This window comes from Nonomuraea sp. NPDC049028 (genome assembly GCF_043197735.1).
Lineage (GTDB): Bacteria > Actinomycetota > Actinomycetes > Streptosporangiales > Streptosporangiaceae > Nonomuraea.
In genome coordinates, this window is record NZ_JBICTR010000014.1 from 256,823 (window position 1) to 274,923 (window position 18,101).

The following is an 18,101-nucleotide window of genomic DNA, read 5'->3' on the forward strand; positions in this document are numbered from 1 at the left end:
CCTCCCGCTCGCGGAACCGGCACGGAAGAAGAACGGAAGAAAAACGGAAGATCATTCTCTTAACGTCGGCCACGACCTGGTAGACGAAGCGATGACCGAGGGCCGGTGCCTCATGACGGCACCGGATGAAGATGGAAATCGGGCGCATGGCCATCGCGGCCGGCCAGGACGGGACGGGGACCCTCCGGCTCACCCCGCGTCACGACGGCGTGCTGAACCCCCCACAGATTGCCCCAATAGCCGCACACCAGTCCCGACTCGTCCCGCAGAATGGGTGAGCTCAATGGATGAACCGTCCGAGTTAGACCTGCCCGAATCCCACTGGAATCGTTTTCAGCAACCAGCACGTCCATCGCCATGGCCGCGGCGGCTGGCGACCATCCTGGCCGTCATCATGGTCGTGCCGCTGACGCACGCGATGCCCGCGAGCGCCGCGCCGCGCTCGGCCCCGGTCACGCAGAAGGACACCCCGGTCCGCGGGCGGGCGGTCCCGGTGCTGCCCATGACGCCCGATCAGGCGGCGAAACAGGCGTGGAAGGCCCCACCCGGCATCACCTGGCCGAAACCACAGGCCGTCGAGCTGGACGCGACCGGCAAGACGCAGACCCTGACCGCCGGCTTCCCGGTGCGGCTCGCCACACCGAAGGCTGAGGCCAAGACGACTGCGGACGAGACGACCAAGACGGACAAGACGGCCAAGACGGCTGAGGCCGAGGTGGCCACTCCTGATCGGGTCCGCGTCGAACTGCTCGACACCGCGCCGACGGGCCTGCTCGGGCTCGCACTGCGGGTCTCGCCAGGTCAGGGCCTGGCGGCCAAGAGCGGGAAGACCCGTCTGGAGATCGACTACTCCGGCTTCCGTTACGCGTTCGGCGGCGACTACGGCGCCCGGCTGCGCATGGTGCGGCTGCCGGAATGCGCGCTGACCGCCGCGGCCGGGTGTCCCCGCCCGGAGCCGGTACCCAGCGACAACGACACGAAGACCGGCAAGCTGTCCGCCGACGTCGACCTGCTGGCACTGTACGCGGTGACGGCCGCGCCGTCGGGCTCGTCCGGCGACCACTCCGCCACCTCGCTCGCCCCCTCCGCCGACTGGAGCGTCGGCACCCAGTCGGGTGACTTCAGCTGGAGCTACGAGCTGCGGGCGCCGCCGGCGCTGGGCGGTGACGAGCCGGAGATGTCGATCGCCTACTCCTCGCAGAGCGTGGACGGCCGCACCGCCGCCACCAACAACCAGCCGTCGTGGGTGGGGGAGGGCTTCGAGCTGACCCCGGGCGGTTACATCGAACGTCGCTACAAGTCGTGCATGCTCGACGGCAAGAAGACCGGCGATCTGTGCTGGGACCAGGAGAACGCGACGCTGTCCCTCGGCAGCTCGTCCGTGGAGCTGGTCAAGGACGCCACGACCAAGCAGTGGCGGCCCAAGCGCGACGACGGCACCCGGATCGAATACCTCACCGGAGCCGTGAACGGCGACAACAACGGTGAGTACTGGCGCGTCACGACCGCCGACGGCACCCAGTACAGCTTCGGGCTCAACCGTCTGCCCGGCTGGGCGTCGGGCAAGCCGGAGACGAAGTCCACCTGGACGCATCCGGTGTTCGGCAACAACAGCGGCGAGCCCTGCTACTCCAGCACCCCGGCCAACGCCTGGTGCCAGCAGGCGTACCGGTGGAACCTCGACCTGGAGGTCGACACCCACGGCAACGCCATCACCTACTGGTACGAGGCGGAGAAGAACTTCTACGGCCGCAACATGAAGCCCGAGCTGGGCACGGAGTACGTGCGCGGCGGCTACCTGACCCGCATCGACTACGGCTACCTGCGCAACGAGCTGTTCACCAAGGCGCCCGCGGCCCGCGCGGTCTTCGACGTGGCCGAGCGGTGCGTCCCCGGCGGGACCGTCACCTGTGCCGCCGACCAGCTCAAGAAGGAGACGGCGAGCCACTGGCCGGACGTCCCCTTCGACCAGATCTGCGGCTCGGGCCAGAAGTGTACCGACCGGCTCGCGCCGACGTTCTTCAGCCGCAAGCGGCTGGCGAAGGTCACCACGCAGGTGGTCAACACCGACACCGCCAAGTGCGGTGGCGCGCAGTACTGTCCGGTGGACTCCTGGGCGCTGGCGCACCAGTTCCCCGCCACGGGTGACGGCCTCAGCCCGTCGCTGTGGCTGGCCTCGATCCAGCAGAGCGGTCACGTGGGCGGCACGATCACGCTGCCGAAGATCACGTTCATCGGTGTCCAGCTGCCCAACAGGGTGGACGCCAACGAGGGCCGCGCGCCGCTGGTCAAGTGGCGGGTCCAGGCGGTGAACAACGAGAGCGGCGGCGAGCTCCGGATCAACTACGCCCCGGCCGACTGCAAGCCGGGCGACCTGCCGGCCGCCGACAAGAACACCCGGCTCTGCTTCCCGCAACGGTGGGCACCGCCGGACGAGGGCGAGGTCACCGACTGGTTCCACAAGTACGTCGTCAAGCAGACCCTCGAGGTGGACCGGGTCGCCGGTTCGCCGCCGGTGGTCACCGACTACGAGTATCTCGACGGGGCCGCCTGGCGCTACGCCGACAACATCCTGGTCAAGCCCGCGCACCGCACGTGGTCGGACTGGCGTGGGTTCGGCCGGGTGCGCGTCCGCGAAGGCAATGGCCAGGACGGCAAGCGCACGCTCACCGAGCTCAGGTACTTCCGCGGCATGGACGGCGACCGCCTGGCCGACGGGTCCAAGCGCGACGTCCAGGTGGTGGACTCCGAGGGCGGCAAGCTGGACGACCTCGACCAGTACGCCGCCATCCAACGGGAGGAGATCCTCTACGACGGCGACGGCGGCCCGATCCTTTCCGCGACGGCGGAGGAGCCGTGGTCGCTGAAGACCGCCCAGTCGACCCAGGACGGTGTCACCAAGACCGCGTACATCGTCGAGAAGAAGTCGATGGTCAACCGCGAGGCACTGGCGGGCGGCAAGTGGCGGCGCGTCGGCGAGACCCGCTCCTTCGACGAGCACGGCCTGCTCACCCAGGTGGACGAGCAGGGCGACCTGGGCACCTCCGACGACGACCAGTGCACGCGCTTCACCTACGCCCGCAACGACACGGCCTGGATGCTCGACTACACCAGCAGGATCCAGAAGGTCGCCGCCGGCTGCGGCGCCGGAGTGGCCAAGCTGGCCGCCGGTGACGTGATCTCCGACGAGCGGGTGCAGTACGACGGCAAGCCCTACGGCCAGGGGCCGGTCAAGGGCGACGTCACCACCATCCAGCAGACGTCCGGAGACGGCACGACCATCACCAACTCCGTCCTGACCTACGACACCTACGGGCGCACGACCAGCGAGACCGACGCGGTCGGCACCAAGGACACCACCACCTACTCACCGGCCTCCGGCGCCCCGGCGACCGAGGTCAGGGAGACCAACCCGCTCGGGCACATGGAGCGCACCTTCCTCGAACCGGCCTGGGGCGAGCCGGTGGCCGAGATCGACGCCAACGACCGGCGCACCGACATGGAGCACGACGCGCTGGGCCGCCTGGTCAAGGTGTGGCAGGCCGACCGGAGCAAGGCGGCGGGCCAGTCGCCCAACACCGAGTACTCCTACCTGACCCGCACCGACGGCCCGAACGTCGTCACCACCAAGACGCTGCGCGGCGACGGCGGCTACACCACCAGCTACGAGCTGTACGACGGCCTGCTGCGCGACCGGCAGACCCAGGAGCCCGCCCCGCGCGACGACCAGACGCAGGACCCGGAGCTGCGCGACGGGCGCACGATCACCGACACCTTCTACAACTCCTTCGGCGAGGTGACCAAGAACAACAGCGGCTACTTCAGCCCGGGCGAGCCGTCCACCGACCTGATCGGGGTGGCCGACACGGACGTGCCCACCCAGATGGGCTACCTGTACGACGGCGCCGGCGACATGAGCGCCCAGGTCCTCCGGGCCAAGGGCGTGGAGAAGTGGCGGGCCAGTGTCACGCAGGAGGGCGACCGGGTGCACATCACGCCTCCGCCCGGCGGCACCGCCGTCACCCGCATCGGCGACGCCGACGACCGGCTCATCGAGCTGCGGCAGTACAAGGGCGCCACGCCGACCGGCGAGTACGACGCCACCAAGTACGCCTACGACAACGCGGGCCGGCTGTCCACCGTGACCGACGCCGCCGGCAACGTCTGGCGGCACACCTACGACCTGCGCGGACGGGAGATCAAGACCGAGGACCCGGACAAGGGCGTCACCACCTTCACCTACAACGACGCCGACGAGATGCTCACCTCCACCGACGCGCGCGGCAAGACCCTCGCCTACGACTACGACGTGCTGGGCCGCAAGGTGGCCACCCACGAGGGCTCCAAGGACGGCCCGCTGCTCGCGGAGTGGAAGTACGACGAACTGGCCAAGGGGCACCAGAACGCCAGCATCCGTTACGTCGGCGGGCAGGCGTACAAGGCGGAGATCAACGCGATCGACGCCGAGTACCGCGCCCTGCGGGAGACCGTCACCGTCCCGGAGCGGGAAGGCAAGCTGGCCGGTTCGTACGTGCTCAACACCCGCTACACCCTCGACGACCAGGTCCAGTCGGTCAGCTTCCCGGCCGCGGGCGGGCTGGCCGAGGAGTCGGTCGTCTACACCTACGACGAGCTGAGTCAGCCGACCAAGGTCGCCGGCCTGTCGTCGTACGTCACGGCCGCCCGCTACTCCAAGATGGGCGAGACCCTTCAGTACGAGCTGAGCTCCGGCGGCAAGAAGAGCTGGCTCACCTTCACCCACGACGAGGTCACCCAGCGGCTGACCCGGACGCGACTCGACCGCGAGAACGCCCCGGAGAGCGATCTGGATCTCAACTACACCTACGACCCGGCCGGCAACATCACCAAGATCGCCGACAGGGCGGGTGGCCAGTCGCCGGACACCCAGTGCTTCACCTACGACTATCTGCGCCGCCTGACCTCGGCATGGACCGCCACCGACGACTGCGCCAGCGGCACCCCGCAGTCCGGCAAGATCGGCGGCGTGGCCCCGTACGCGACCAGCTACGCCTACGACGTCACGGGCAACCGGATCAAGGAGACCAAGCACGCCTGGGGCGGCGCGGCCGAGACGGTCCGCACCTCCACCTACCCCGAGCCCGGTGAGAAGCAGCCGCACGCCCTCCAGTCGGTGGGAGCCGACACCTTCGCCTACGACGAGACGGGCAACACCACCAGGCGCAAGGTCGGAACCGCCGACCAGAGCCTCGTCTGGGACTCCGAGGGCAACCTCGAGTCGGTGACGGAGGCGGGCAAGACCACCTCGTTCGTGTACGACGCCGACGGCGACCGGCTCCTGCGCAAGACGCCGACGGACTCGACGCTTTACATCGACGACATGGAGCTGCGCCTCGACAACGCCAAGGACGTCGTCGAGTGCACCCGCTACTACACCATCAACGGCGAGCCGGTGGCGGTGCGCACCCCCGACAACAACGTCTACTTCCTGGCCTCCGACCACCAGGGCACGGCGCAGGCCGCCGTCAACGCCGGCACCGGCGAGGTCGCCGTCCGGAGGATGACGCCGTTCGGCGAGGACCGCGGCACTCCGCCACCGTGGTGGCCCGGCCAGCGCGGATTCGTCGGCGGCGTCCAGGATCACTCGATCGGGCTGGTCCAGCTCGGAGCCCGCGAGTACGACGCCAAGAACGGGCGGTTCCTGTCCGTCGACCCCGTCATCGACGAGGAGGACCCGCAGCAGTTCAACGCCTACGCCTACGCCAACAACAGCCCCGTCACCATGAGCGACCCCGACGGGCAGTGGGTCTGGATCGCCGCCGCCGTCATCGCCAGGCTCGCGGCGCGGGCGCTGGCCAGAAAGCTCGCCCAGCAGGCGCTGAGGCGGGCGATCGCCGCCCGCCGGGCCCTACTGCGGGCCCTCGCCAAAGCGGCCAGGAAGTTGAAGGAGGCACTGGCCAAGAAGAGAAAGGCGCTGAAGGAGGCGAGGGAGGCCGCGGCGAAGGCCAAGAAGAAGGCGAAGGAACTGGAAAGGCGGAAGAAGGCGGAGGAGGCCAAGAAGAAGGCGGAGGAGATGCGCAAGAAGGCCGCCGAACAGGCGCGCAAGCGCAGAGCCGCGAAAGCCGCACGGCAGGCCAAGAAGGTCGCGAGGCAGACCAGGAGGCACGTGAAGAAGGTGACCAACGGGCGGGTGACCAGGCTCCCCTCCAGACAAGCATCACGTGCGCGTCCTGCCAGGAGACCGACCAGCCACCGGGCGGCGCAACGGCAGTCGCCGCCCAAGGCGACCCGCTCGGCCGCCGTGCGGCCGGGACAGGTCTACGGCAACAACGGAGTGTCGCAGCCGACCCAGTCCGTCTCGGTGTTCCGCAACGGGAAGATGTATCCGGATGGGGAACCGCCACCCAACCTGGTCCCGCCCTCGAATTCGGGTCAGGGCATGAGACAGGACTACAAGCCGATGGAGCAGGAGCCGCCGATGACGAAGACCGGCACCGTCAGCGACACCACGGGCCGTTTCATCCGTTACTTCGACCAGAGCGGCCTCGACGACTTCTTCGGAGGACTGTTCTGATCCGACCGGCGCGTCTGATCTGACCGGCGCGGGGCCCGGGGCCCCGGGGCCCCGCGCCGACCCGCCGACTTAGCGCGCTGAGCCGCACATAGCCGTCTTCAGGGCTTGGCTTCAGGGCTTGGCCTCAGGGCGTGGCGAGGTCGAGGACGTGCCGGGCCGTGGCGTCCAGGAGCTCGGGGCCGGGCGGGCCGCCGTGGACGAGCGCCTGGTAGTAGAGCGGGCCGAGCAGCACGCTCAGCAGGGTGTCCACGGTCGGCTCGGTCACCGGGCGGCCGGTGTGGCGTTCGAGCACGGCGCGCAGCCCCTGCAGGTCGCGTTCGCGCTGCTCACGCAGGAACTTCTCGCGTAGCGCCTCGGCGGTGGCCTGGTCGGTCTGGGCGTGGCCGAGCAGCGCCCGCAGGACCTGGCCCGCCGGCTCCTGGAAGAACCCCGCGATCCGGCGGAGCTGCGCTTTCAACTCCTCCTCGGCGTCTTCCCCGCCACCTGGCCAGGCCAGCGCGTCGCGGGCGTCGTCGGCCAGGGTGTCGAGGAGGATGTCGACTTTGGACTTCCACCAGCGGTAGACGGTCTGCTTGGCGACCCCGGCCCGGACGGCGATGCCCTCGATGGTCACCCCGTTGAACCCCCGCTCGACCAGGAGATCGTCGGCGGCGTTGAGCACCGCGAGCCGGATGCTCTCGCTGCGCTTGGGGCCCGTCCGGCTCACCACGGCCGTCCGTCCGGCGGCGGGCTCGGCGTTTCGGTCGGCGGGGATGGTCATTCGTCCTCTCGGGTACGGCTCGGCACCTCGATTCTGGCATGCCCCCGGTCCGTGGAACGCGATGGAACGCCCTTCGGAGAGACCACTACTCAATCAGCTGGAGTGAATCCATGTCCGAGTCGGTGTGGCGAGACGGCCCGCCCTACGGCCACCTAGCGCAGGAGTTGCTCGCGGGGCGCTGGCGGCGGCTGTTCGCCGGTGTCTGCGACGCCGTCCTCCTGGGCGTGCTCACCCGGCCTCTCCTGGCGCGGGCCGGCGTCTTCGAGCCGATGGACCCGGCGAAGGACTTCGCCGATTTCGTCTTCCACCTGGACTGGCGCTGGCTGATCGCCGGGGCGTTCGTGTGGTACGCCTACCACTGGCTGCTGGTCGGCTACTGGAACGGCCAGACCGTCGGCAAGAAGGCGTTCGGCATCCGCGTGGTGCGCGAGAACGGCGCCCGGCTCACCCCCGCCATGGCGGCGGGACGCGCGCTGATGACCGGCTTCTTCGCCGCGCTGGGCCTGACCGTGATCGACCTCCTCTGGATCGTCCTGACCCACCGTAGGCACGCGCTGCACGACCTGGCCGCCAACACGGTCGTCATGATCGACTAATCCAGGAAGTCCAGGACGGCGGGACCCGCGACCTCGCGGAACTCCTCGAAGTAGGCGTGCCTGGCGCCGGGGATGAGACGGAGCGTCGCGCCGGGGATGCGGCCCGCGAGCAGGGGCGCGTTGGCCGCCGGATTGAAGACGTCGTCCGTGCCGTGCAAGATCAGCGTGGGCGCGGTGATGCCGGGCAGCGCGTCCCAGGCGTCGTGCCCCGCGCTGGCGGCCAGGTGCCGCCGCCGGGCGAAGGCGGGCATGCCGGGATCGCCGAGGGTGGTGTACGGGCCGGGGTGGGTGGCCAGCCAGGCCGGGGTGTACATCAGCTCCAGCAGCGCCCGCCGCGCCGCCTGCCGGTCGGGCTGGGCCAGCGACCTCTTCACCGTGTTGTCCCGTTCGAGGCCGTGCGGGCCGCCGGGCGAGGTGCAGCCGAGGATCAGCGACCCCACCCGGTGCGGGTGGTCGGCCGCCAGCCACTGGGCCACGCGCCCGCCCATCGAGGTGCCGTACACGTGGGCCCGGTCGGCGCCCAGGTCGTCGAGGACGGCGACCACGTCGGCCGCGAAGCCGCGGGTGGTGTAGGGGACGTCGGGCTTGTCGCTGTCCCCGGTGCCGCGGTAGTCGAGGGTGACGGTGGTGTGGCGGTCCTCGAAGTCGTCCCTGACGCCGTCCCACCAGTGGTGGTCGTTGGCCTGCCCGGCCAGCAGGACGAGGGGCTCGCCCCGGCCGCGGATCTGGTAGGAGACGGCGACGCCGTCCCCGGTGACGGCTACCGGCATGATCGTGTGTCGAAGCGGCGGGCCAGGTCCAGCAGGAACCCGGCGCCGACGAGCAGCCCGACGGAGACGGTGATCACGCTCGACCAGCCGCCCGTCTCCCACCGGTAGGCGGCCAGCGAGCCGAAGATCGAGCTGCCCGCGTAGTAGGCCAGCAGGTACAGCCCCGCGGCCTGGCCCACGCCGACGCCGACCCGGTGGGCGCGGTCGGAGACCCAGCCGCTGACCACGGAGTGCGTACCGAGGAAGGCGAAGGTCACCAGGGCCAGTCCGATCACGATGGCGGGGAGTTGGGGTGCGGCGGTGAGCAGCGTACCGGTCACCAGGAGCGCGACACCGAGCAGGGCGGCCAGGCCGAGCCCGCGCCGCAGCGCCAGCCGCCCGGCGGCCAGCGGCCCCGGCACGCCCACCGGGTAGGCCAGGAACACCAGCGCGCCCGCGCCGCCCAGCAGATAGGGCGCCGCCTCGAGGCGGAAGGTCAGCGCGTTGCACAGCCCGACGAACGCCCCCATCGTCGCCGCGCCGACCAGGCACAGCGCCACCAGGGACGGGTCCCGCAGGGTGAGCGCGGTGTTGCGCAGCAGGTCGCCCAGCCGCGGGCTGGAGCGTTCGAAGTGCCGCGACGGCGGCAGCAGGACCCACAGGCCGATGGCGCAGAGCAGCGTGACGACCCCCACGACGGCGCTGGCACCGCTCCAGCCCCACACCGCCTGGACCGGGCCGGGCAGCAACCGCCCCGCCGCCCCGCCGAGGGCCGTGCCGGTGATGTAGGTGGCGTTGGCCCGTACGTGGGATCCGTCGAGCATCTCCTCACGCAGGTAGGCGAGCGCCACGGCGGGCAGCCCGGCCAGCGCGACGCCCTGCAGCCCGCGCAGGACCAGCAGCGCGTGCCAGGTGGGCGCGAACGCGGTGGCGATGCCCAGGACCGCGCAGCCGGTCAGCGACCACCGCATGATCACCACCCGGCCCACCACGTCGGAGATCGGGCCGACGAACAGCAGCGCGACCGCCATCGTGATCGTGGCCAGCGACAGCACCGCCGTCGACTCCGCGGCGGAGACCCCGAAGTGGTCGGCGACGCCGGGCAGCAACGGCTGGACGTAGTAGAGCGCCAGGAAGTTGGCCAGGCCGCCGAACATCAGCCCGTACCTGATCCGGAGGGAGGCGCGATCCCCTGACACGCGAGTCGAGAGCACCCGTCGAGCGTGCCCGCTCAGCGCTGATGCGCAAAATGCATAATTTGCCGAAGCTGATGCGAAAGGGGCATCATCGCAGGATGGAGCTGCAGACCCTGCGCTGGTTTCTGACGCTGTGTGACACGGAGAACATGCGCGACACCGCGGCGATGGAGGGGATCAACCAGTCCACGCTGTCGCGGGCGCTCGCCCGGCTGGAGGCCGACCTGGGGGTCGAGCTGTTCCACCGGCACGGGCGCCGGCTCGCGCTCAACCGGTTCGGCCTGCTGTTCCGCGAGCACGCCGCCCGCGCCGTGGACGAGCTGCAGGGCGCGCGCCGCCGCATCGACGCCCTCACCAACCCGGACACCGGCCTGATCCGGCTGGGCTTCCTGCACTCGGTGGGCCGCTGGCTGGTGCCGGAGATCCTGCGCGACCTGCGGGCGGGCACGCCCGGCATCCGCTTCGAGCTGCACCAGGGCTTCGCCAGGGAGCTGTTCACCTGGCTGGCCCAGGGCGACATCGACGCCGCCCTGGTCACCCCGCCGCCGGAAGGCAACCCCGCGCGCTGGCACCCGCTACGTGAGCAGCGGCTCTGTCTCGCCCTGCCCGTCGAGCACCCGCTCGCCGCCGTCCCGGGGCTGACGCTCGCCGACGTACGCGACGAGCCGTTCGTCGCCTTCGCCCCGACGACGGACCTGCGCCGGGTGATCGACCGGCTGTGCGAGGAGGCCGGGTTCGAGCCGGTCATCGCCTTCGAGAGCGAGGAGATCGCCACCGTACGCGGCCTCATCGGCGCCGGGCTCGGCGTGGGCGTCCTGCCGCTGCCCGCCTCGCTGGAACACGACGACCCCACCTACCGTCCGCTCGTCCCGGCCCAGCACCGCCCCATCGGCCTGGCCTGGAACCCGCTGCCTGCCCCGACCGCGGCTACGGCCCTGTTCGTCGACCACGTGACGGCCGGCTGACACCAGGCACGGCCCGCTGAGAGGCGCGGCTTACTGCGAGGCGCTCTTGACGGCGAGCGGCTCGGCGGGGGCCTCGGCCTTGGCGGCTGCCATGCGTTCGCCGAGCTCCTGCAGCTCCTTGCGCCCCATCGCGGCGCGGACCTGCGGGAACCAGTCCTTCTCCTCCTCCTCGACGTGGTGCCGGACGTTCTCGATCAGCACCGTGACCTTCGCTTTGAAGTGCTCGTCCTTCGGGTCGAGGTCCTTGAGCTCGGACAGCAGCCAGACCACCACGTGGTGCTCCTCGACGCTCTCCAGCACGTGATCGCTGGTCTCCGGCACCTTGGCGCGGGCGGCCGGGTAGAAGTACTCCTCCTCGATGTAGGCGTGCGTGACCAGTTCCTTGGTGATCTGGTCCACGAGGCGGCGCTTCTCGGTGTAGGCCCGCTCTCCGGCCTGCTCGAACTTCTTGAACAGCCCTTCGACCGTCTTGTGGTCGTCCTTCAGCAGCACGATGGCGTCCATCGGGTCTCCTTCCCTCCGTCGTCCGGCTGCTGGCGTCTGCCCGGGGCCGATCGGCTAAAACCGCACGTCGTGGACAGTAAGAGGGAATGGCAAGAACCGCGCTGGTCATCATCGACATGCTGAATCCGTACGAGCACGACGACGCCGAACCCCTGTGCCGCAACGTAGCGAAGATCATCGAACCGATGGCGAAGCTGGTGGCGCGGGCGCGTACCCGCGACGAGGTCGAGCTGGTGTACGTCAACGACAACTACGGCGACTTCACCCGAGATCGGCGCGAGATCGAGGCCCAGGCCCTCAACGGCCGCCGCCCGGACCTGGTGGAGCCGATCCTGCCGCCGCCGGACTGTGCGTTCCTGCCCAAGGTCCGCCACAGCGCCTTCTACGGCACCTCGCTGGAGTACCTGCTGGGCCGCACCGAGGTCGACACCGTCGTCCTGGCCGGCCAGGTGACCGAGCAGTGCGTGCTCTACAGCGCCCTGGACGCCTACGTACGGCACTACGCCCTGACGGTGCCGCCCGACTGCGTGGCCGCCATCCACCAAGACCTCGGCGAGGCGGCCCTGCGCATGATGGAGCGCAACATGTCCGCCCGCCTCGCCCTCTCGGCCGAGTGCCTGGACCGGTGAGCCTCACTCCTCCGGCGGCGGAGGGTGGCGGAAGGCGGCCTGGACGCCCGCCTGGAAGCGGGTGTGGGCGCCGAGCCTGCTCATCAGGTTCGCGATGCGCCGCTCGGCCGTACGGTAGCCGACGCCGAGCTGCCGGGCGATGGCCTCGTCGGTCAGTCCGGCCACCAGGAGCGCGATCAGCCGCTCGTCGTCGTCCGCGGCGGCGCGCGCTCGCGCGGGCGGGGCCGCGCCGGGCGCCGGAGGCCGCAGGCGCAGCGGCAGCGCCCGCTGCCACAGCCCTTCGAACAGCCGGCTCAGCGCCTCCAGCAGCCCGGACGGGTGGACCACCAGGGCGGCGTCGGCGTCGGGGTCGTCCGGGTGGTGCCGTAACAGCAGCAGGGCGAAGCGGTCGTCCATGAGGTAGAGCTTCATGGGCAGGCTGGGCAGCACCCGCGCCTGCTGGCCCGCCCCGACCATCGTCTCGATCTGACGCAGCGCCCCGATCCGGTCGACGAACCCCCGCTCGTAGATCATGCGGCTCGTGACGCCCCGCTCCAGCAGCTCGCGCTGGGCCGCCACGCTGCCCGGCGGGTCGAAGTAGGGCGGCTTGGACAAGCAGCGCAGCTGGTGCCAGGCGGCCCGCTGGATCTGGGCGTGCCGCTGCTGGACCGCCCGCTGCCCGGTCACGACCTCGACGACCGCCGGCGGCGTCTCCCCGGCCGCCCGGCGGCGCTGGAAGGCCTGATCGAGCTCGCCCGCGCGCTCGCGGGCGCGCAGCAGCTCCCGCTCCGCGGTGACCAGGAGCACGTCGAGCGCGGCCTCCGGGGCGACGGCGGCGTAGTGGGCGCCGGATCGGGTGACCAGCCCCTTGGCCTCCAGCGCGGCGAGCACGGCGGGCAGCTGGTCGGCACGGAGCCCGGCCGGCGCGCCCAACGACGCGATCCGGGCGGTGGTGGCCGGTGAGCCGTCGATGAGCAGCTCGTACACCGCCTCCTCGTCCGGGGTGAGCCCGGCCGCGCCGAGCGCGCCCGCGCCCTCCCTGTCATTCCGGCTCATCGTGTACGCCCTTCTCATCGGCCAGCCAGCCGCGCAGGACGGCCTGGTAGCCCGCCTGGAAGCGGGTCTGGGCGTCCAGCTGGATCATCATGGCGTGCACGTGCCGGCGTACCGTGCGGTCGCTCCAACCGAGATGGGCCGCGATGGCCTTATCCGTCTGGCCGGCCACCAGCCGGGCCAGCAGGTCGCGCTGCGCGTCGGTCGGGCTCCTGGTCTCCGGCAGCCGGGCGCGGCCATGGCTGACGTGCAGGGGCACGGCGCGCTCCCAGTACATCTCGAACAGCGCCGCCAGGGCATCGAGCAGCGTCGAGTCGTACACGACCAGGGCCGACTCGACCATCTGCAGATCATGCCGGAGCGGTACGAGGGCCATGGGGTAGTCGCTGAGCACCAGCTTCATCGGCACGTCGCCGACGCGCACCTGCTCACCCGCGGCGATGTAGTCCACGATGGTCTTCAGCGTGCCGCGCATCTCGATGGCCCGCCGGTCGTAGACCACCCGGTAGTCCACGCCGCGGCTCAGCAGGTCGAACTCCTGGGTGTTGCCGCCCACCACGCCCGCGTACGGGGGCGCGTCGAACATCCGGATCTCCCGCCGGGTGCCGCGCTGCAACTGCTCGAACCGGCGCAGCACCGCCTCCCGCCCGATCACCACCTCCACAAGCCCGCCCGACTCCTGGGCCGGCGTGGTGAGGTGATAGCGGGTGGACAGCTGGGCCACCCGCAGCCGGGCGTCGGCCAGGGCGCGGGCCCGCTCGCGGATGAGCGCGTCCAGCCCCATCTCCGGCGGTACGACGACGAACCGGGGCGGGTCCTCGGGCAGGCGGGCGATCAGCCCCAGCTCCTCCAGCCCGACGGCCAGGCCGGGAGTGCCGGCGAGCTCGTCCAGCTCTTCGAGGGTGACGGGGGAGTGCTCGACCAGAGCCTCGTAGAGAGCCTGTTCCGCCGCTGACAGGCCGAGGATGCGCAGCATCTCAACATGATCACCCAAAACCCCGCTCCCCGGCCGTCCTTTTCCCGTCATTGGCGGGAAAAGGACGACGAGTCATCTTCTCAGGATATTTCTTGACATGTCATGGTTCGGGAGAGTCGATCATGCCTGCTATCCCGCGAGGAGAACCATGACTCGTCCACGATGGCGCAACCCGTCCATCGGGCTTTTAGCGCTGGGGCTGGTGCTGTCGACCGGTATGGCCGTAGAGCCGCCGGCCTCGGCCACCCCCGCACCCGCCCTTTCCGGCCAGACCGCCGCCGCCGTCGAGTCGTCCGGAACGCCGGCCAAGGACGCGCCGAAGATCACGCTGATCACCGGTGACGTGGTCGCCTACGACACCGGCCCCGGCGGTACCCCGCGCTACCAGGTCACCCCCGCCAAGCGGCCCGACGGCGCCCCGGTGAACTTCATCTCCGTCCGCGATCGGGACTCCTACTACGTCTTCCCTTCCGACGTGATGGACCTGGTGTCGTCGGGCCGCATGGACAAGGGCCTGTTCGACGTCGCGTACATGGCCAAGAACGGCTACACCGACAAGGAGAGCGCCGGCCTGCCGCTGATCGTCCAGTACGGTCAGGCCAAGCAGGCGGCCAACACCCTGTCGGCGCAGGCCGACGCCCTGCCCGCCACCTCCGCGCCACGCGGGCTGCCCAGCGTGGGCGGCGCGGCGATCCGGGTGGACAAGCAGGCGGTCCAGCAGTTCTGGAGCGCCGTCGATCCTCCCGCGAGCGACAAGAACGCCACGGCCAAGCTCGACCGGGGCGTCTCGGCCATCTGGCTCGACCGCAAGGTGCAGGCCGTACTCGACAAGAGCGTGCCGCAGATCGGCGCGCCCGAGGCGTGGGCCGCCGGGCTGAAGGGCGAGGGCGTCAAGGTCGCGGTCCTCGACACCGGCATCGACCTCGGCCACCCCGACCTCGCCGGCCGCGTCGTGGCGAGCGCGAACTTCACCGCCGAGGCGGACGTCCAGGACGGCCACGGGCACGGCACCCACGTCGCCTCTACGATCGCGGGCAACGGCGCCGCCTCCGACGGCAAGTACACCGGCGTCGCGCCCAAGGCGTCGCTGCTCGTCGGCAAGGTCATCGACAAGAGCGGCAACGGGTTCGAGTCGGACATCATGGCCGGCATGGAGTGGGCGGTCGGCCAGCAGGCCAGAGTGATCAGCATGAGCCTCGGCGGCTGCTGCTACACCGGGCCCGACCCGATGAGCCAGGCGGTCGAGAACCTCAGCGCCCAGTCGAAGTCGCTGTTCGTCATCGCGGCGGGCAACGACTACCTCAACCGGAAGATCGCCTCGCCGGGCTCGGCACCGTCGGCGCTGACCGTCGCCGCGGTGGACGGGTCGGAGAAGCTCGCCGAGTTCTCCAGCAAGGGCCCGGTGCTGGCCGACTACAGCCTCAAGCCGGACATCGCCGCCCCCGGCGTCGGCATCGTGGCCGCGCGCGCCGCGGGCACCACGATGGGCACGCCCGTGAACGACCGCTACACCGGCGCGTCGGGCACCTCGATGGCCACCCCGCACGTCGCGGGCGCGGCCGCGCTCCTGGCCCAGAAGCACCCCGACTGGACCGGCGCCCAGCTCAAGAACGCGCTCACCAGCACCGCCCGCGACGACGGCTACGGCTCGTACGAGCAGGGCGCGGGCCGGGTGGACGTGGCGCGCGCCGTGAAGCAGGCGGTCACCGCCTCGGGCGGCATCGACTTCGGCCTCATGGCCTACCCCCACACCGCTCCCGTCACCAAGACGCTCACCTACACCAACGACGGCGACCAGCCGGTGACGCTGACGCTCAAGACCGGGCTCAAGGCCCACAAGGGCACCGCGCCCGCGCGTACGCTCACCCTGGACCACGACACGGTCACCGTCCCGGCGCACGGCACCGCGCCGGTCGCCGTCACCTTCGACCCGTCGGGACCGGATACCTGGTACGAGGGCTTCGTGCACGCCACCGACGCGAGCGGCGTGAGCGTCAACACGGCCGTCGGCGCGTTCGTCGAGCCCAAGAAGGTCACCATCAAGACCCGGATGGTGCTGCCCGACGGCGCGACCGACGTGCAGGCCATCCCCTGGGCGATCATGCGCACCGACGACCGCGACGACCTCGACGTCGAGTGGTACCCCGGCAGTGGCACCGAGACCGAGACGCGGGTGTACGCGGGCACCTACAGCGCGAACTCCGGCATCAGCTGGCGTGGCAGCGACGGGCAGTGGAACATCGGCCTGCCGTCGCAGCCGGAGTTCGAGGCCACCAAGGACATCACGATCACCCTCGACATGCGCAAGGCCCGCCAGGTCACCCAGAAGACCCCGGACCCCACGGAGGTCTACAACTCGCAGTACGCCTCCGAGCGTGAGGCGGCCAACGGCGTCGGGTCCGTCCGCTTCGAGTCCGCCTCCCCCACCTACGGGCTGCACAACTACTGGCTGCTGCCCACCCGCTCGATCACCCAGGGCACCTTCGACGTCGCGGGACAGATCCTGCGCGGCGCCCCCGTGATCAGCATGAAGGCCGACAAGCTCACCCTGAGTCCCCGCTACCAGAGCTTGGCGGAGGACGTTCCCAAGCTGACCGGCCGCAGCACGCTCACCCTGGTGTCCGGGGGTCGCGGCCAGGCCGCCGAACTCGCCGGCGCCGGTGTACGCGGCAAGCTCGTCCTGCTCGACCTGTCCGACCTGTGCCCGGCCACCGGCTGCACGGGCGACGCGCTCGACCGGGTCAAGGCCGCGGCCGACGCCGGCGCCGCCGGGGTGCTCGGCTACGGGGCGGTCAACCGGCCCTTCCTCGACCTGGCGAAGTACTGGCCGATCTACCCGATCCCGACCATGAGCCTGCCCGCCGGCGAAGGCCGCGCGCTGGCCGCGCTGCTCGCCAGGCGGCCGGTGAGCATCCAGGCCGAGGGCGTCACCGCCACGCCGTACATCTACTCGCTGCTCCTTCACGAGCGCCTGCGCGTCCCGGCCAAGCTCGACTACGAGGTCGGCAGGCGCAACCTGTACGAGATCAAGAACCGTCTGCACGCCGACCGGCCCGCCCACGCCTCCATCATCTGGTCGGCGACCGTGGTGACCCACCCCGGCTGGCTGCTCGGTCCGCGGTTCGGCTCCTCCTGGCCCGCGCAGAGCACCGTGACCGAGTATGTCGGGCCGGTCTCGCGGGACGTGTCGTGGACCCGCGAGACCCAGCTGACCTACCCCGAAGGCGACGCCTCCGGCCAGAGCTCCGGAATGTGGGCGACCGCCGTGGACGTCTACCCGACGGCCGGGGGGAAGACGGAGGAGTGGGGCGCCCAGCCGCGCGTTCCCGGCAATCCGGTGTTCTCCGACCTGACCCGCTCCGCCGGGAACACCACGTGCTTCCCCTGCCGCAACGGCGACACCTTCTTGGCGGCCCTGCCGATCCTGGGCCCGGAGCCGAACCACCAGGAGGCGTTCACCTGGAACGCGCGCTTCTACGAGGAGCGCGGCGGCAAGGACGAGCTGCATCTCTACCGTGACGGCCAGGAGATCCCCATGGTCGAATCGGGCACCAGCGGCCCGGTCCTGATCCAGATGCCGAGGTACGAGCTGCCGGAGGGCGAGGCCCGCTATCGCCTCACCGACAAGTTCCACACCCCGCAGCCGCTGCAGAAGTACGCCACCGACGTGGCGACGGAGTGGACGTTCAAGTCCAAGCGCCCGACCGGCGGGCTGCAGACGCCCAGCGACGGTCTGTGCGTCGGCTGGTTCTTCGCCAGCACCCTCGCCCCGTGCGAGCCGGTCCGCCGGCTCAACCTCCGCTACGACCTCGACCTCGGCCTCGACAACACGACCCCGGCGGCCAGGCCGCACAAGATCACGATCACCGGCTACCAGGGCTCCTACGACGTGCCCGACGCACGCCTCGGCAGCCTGAAGCTCTGGGTCACCTACGACGACGGCGCCCACTGGAAGCCCGTCACCACCGCCAAGAAGAACGCCACCTCCTACACCGCGACCATCGCCCACCCCGCCCTGTCGGCCACCAACGGCACCGTCGGCATCCGCGCCCAGGGCGTGGACGCCGAGGGCAACACCGTCGACCAGACGATCACCCGGGCCTACGGCCTGAAGTAACGCGAAAACGGATCGGCACGCCCC

At 70.7% G+C, this 18,101-nt stretch carries 11 protein-coding genes; 5 read left to right on the top strand and 6 right to left on the bottom strand.

The features are described 5' to 3' along the window. Nucleotides 1-283 precede the first annotated feature (283 nt). Nucleotides 284-6,553 carry an RHS repeat-associated core domain-containing protein gene (locus ACGFJ2_RS46720; RefSeq protein ID WP_393479647.1) on the top strand — a complete coding sequence of 2,090 codons (6,270 nt, stop codon included), beginning with the start codon at nucleotides 284-286 and terminating at the stop codon, nucleotides 6,551-6,553. A gap of 124 nt (nucleotides 6,554-6,677) precedes the next feature. Here ACGFJ2_RS46720 and ACGFJ2_RS46725 read toward each other — a convergent pair whose 3' ends face one another. Further along, entirely contained in the window at nucleotides 6,678-7,313 is a 636-nt protein-coding gene (locus ACGFJ2_RS46725; protein WP_393479650.1) for a TetR/AcrR family transcriptional regulator, read from the bottom strand. A 110-nt stretch (nucleotides 7,314-7,423) separates the two neighbouring features. On the opposite strand from ACGFJ2_RS46725, the gene ACGFJ2_RS46730 reads away from it, so the two are divergent. Then, complete coding sequence (locus ACGFJ2_RS46730; RefSeq protein ID WP_357952046.1) at nucleotides 7,424-7,909, top strand: RDD family protein; 486 nt, start codon at nucleotides 7,424-7,426, stop codon at nucleotides 7,907-7,909. Here ACGFJ2_RS46730 and ACGFJ2_RS46735 read toward each other — a convergent pair. Together ACGFJ2_RS46735 and ACGFJ2_RS46740 are read right to left on the bottom strand one after the other, a co-directional pair. Beyond that, entirely contained in the window at nucleotides 7,906-8,679 is a 774-nt protein-coding gene (locus tag ACGFJ2_RS46735; RefSeq protein WP_357952048.1) for an alpha/beta fold hydrolase, read from the bottom strand. The two genes, ACGFJ2_RS46730 and ACGFJ2_RS46735, sit on opposite strands and share 4 nt — an antisense overlap. Continuing rightward, nucleotides 8,670-9,872 (bottom strand): MFS transporter, encoded by a 1,203-nt coding sequence (locus ACGFJ2_RS46740; RefSeq protein ID WP_393479654.1) that lies wholly within the window; start codon nucleotides 9,870-9,872, stop codon nucleotides 8,670-8,672. The genes ACGFJ2_RS46735 and ACGFJ2_RS46740 overlap by 10 nt, the downstream gene beginning before the upstream one ends. Nucleotides 9,873-9,952: 80 nt before the next feature. On the opposite strand from ACGFJ2_RS46740, the gene ACGFJ2_RS46745 reads away from it, so the two are divergent. Beyond that, nucleotides 9,953-10,819: a LysR family transcriptional regulator gene (locus ACGFJ2_RS46745; RefSeq protein ID WP_357952052.1), complete on the top strand. Its 867-nt coding sequence runs from the start codon at nucleotides 9,953-9,955 to the stop codon at nucleotides 10,817-10,819. 30 nt (nucleotides 10,820-10,849) lie between these two features. On the opposite strand, the gene ACGFJ2_RS46750 is transcribed toward ACGFJ2_RS46745, so the two are convergent. Then, nucleotides 10,850-11,323 carry a hemerythrin domain-containing protein gene (locus ACGFJ2_RS46750; protein ID WP_357952054.1) on the bottom strand — a complete coding sequence of 158 codons (474 nt, stop codon included), beginning with the start codon at nucleotides 11,321-11,323 and terminating at the stop codon, nucleotides 10,850-10,852. Nucleotides 11,324-11,409: 86 nt separating this feature from the next. Here ACGFJ2_RS46750 and ACGFJ2_RS46755 point away from each other — a divergent pair, with 86 nt between their 5' ends. Further along, on the top strand, nucleotides 11,410-11,952 hold the full coding sequence (locus ACGFJ2_RS46755; protein ID WP_357952056.1) for an isochorismatase family cysteine hydrolase: 543 nt from the start codon (nucleotides 11,410-11,412) through the stop codon (nucleotides 11,950-11,952). A gap of 3 nt (nucleotides 11,953-11,955) precedes the next feature. Here ACGFJ2_RS46755 and ACGFJ2_RS46760 read toward each other — a convergent pair whose 3' ends face one another. Both ACGFJ2_RS46760 and ACGFJ2_RS46765 read right to left on the bottom strand, forming a co-directional pair. Beyond that, nucleotides 11,956-12,987 (bottom strand): LuxR C-terminal-related transcriptional regulator, encoded by a 1,032-nt coding sequence (locus tag ACGFJ2_RS46760; RefSeq protein WP_358206456.1) that lies wholly within the window; start codon nucleotides 12,985-12,987, stop codon nucleotides 11,956-11,958. Next, complete coding sequence (locus tag ACGFJ2_RS46765) at nucleotides 12,974-13,960, bottom strand: LuxR C-terminal-related transcriptional regulator (RefSeq protein WP_358206401.1); 987 nt, start codon at nucleotides 13,958-13,960, stop codon at nucleotides 12,974-12,976. The genes ACGFJ2_RS46760 and ACGFJ2_RS46765 overlap by 14 nt, the downstream gene beginning before the upstream one ends. 148 nt (nucleotides 13,961-14,108) lie before the next feature. Between ACGFJ2_RS46765 and ACGFJ2_RS46770 the strand changes: the two genes are divergently transcribed. After that, on the top strand, nucleotides 14,109-18,077 hold the full coding sequence (locus ACGFJ2_RS46770) for a S8 family serine peptidase (RefSeq protein ID WP_393479657.1): 3,969 nt from the start codon (nucleotides 14,109-14,111) through the stop codon (nucleotides 18,075-18,077). Nucleotides 18,078-18,101: the final 24 nt, after the last annotated feature.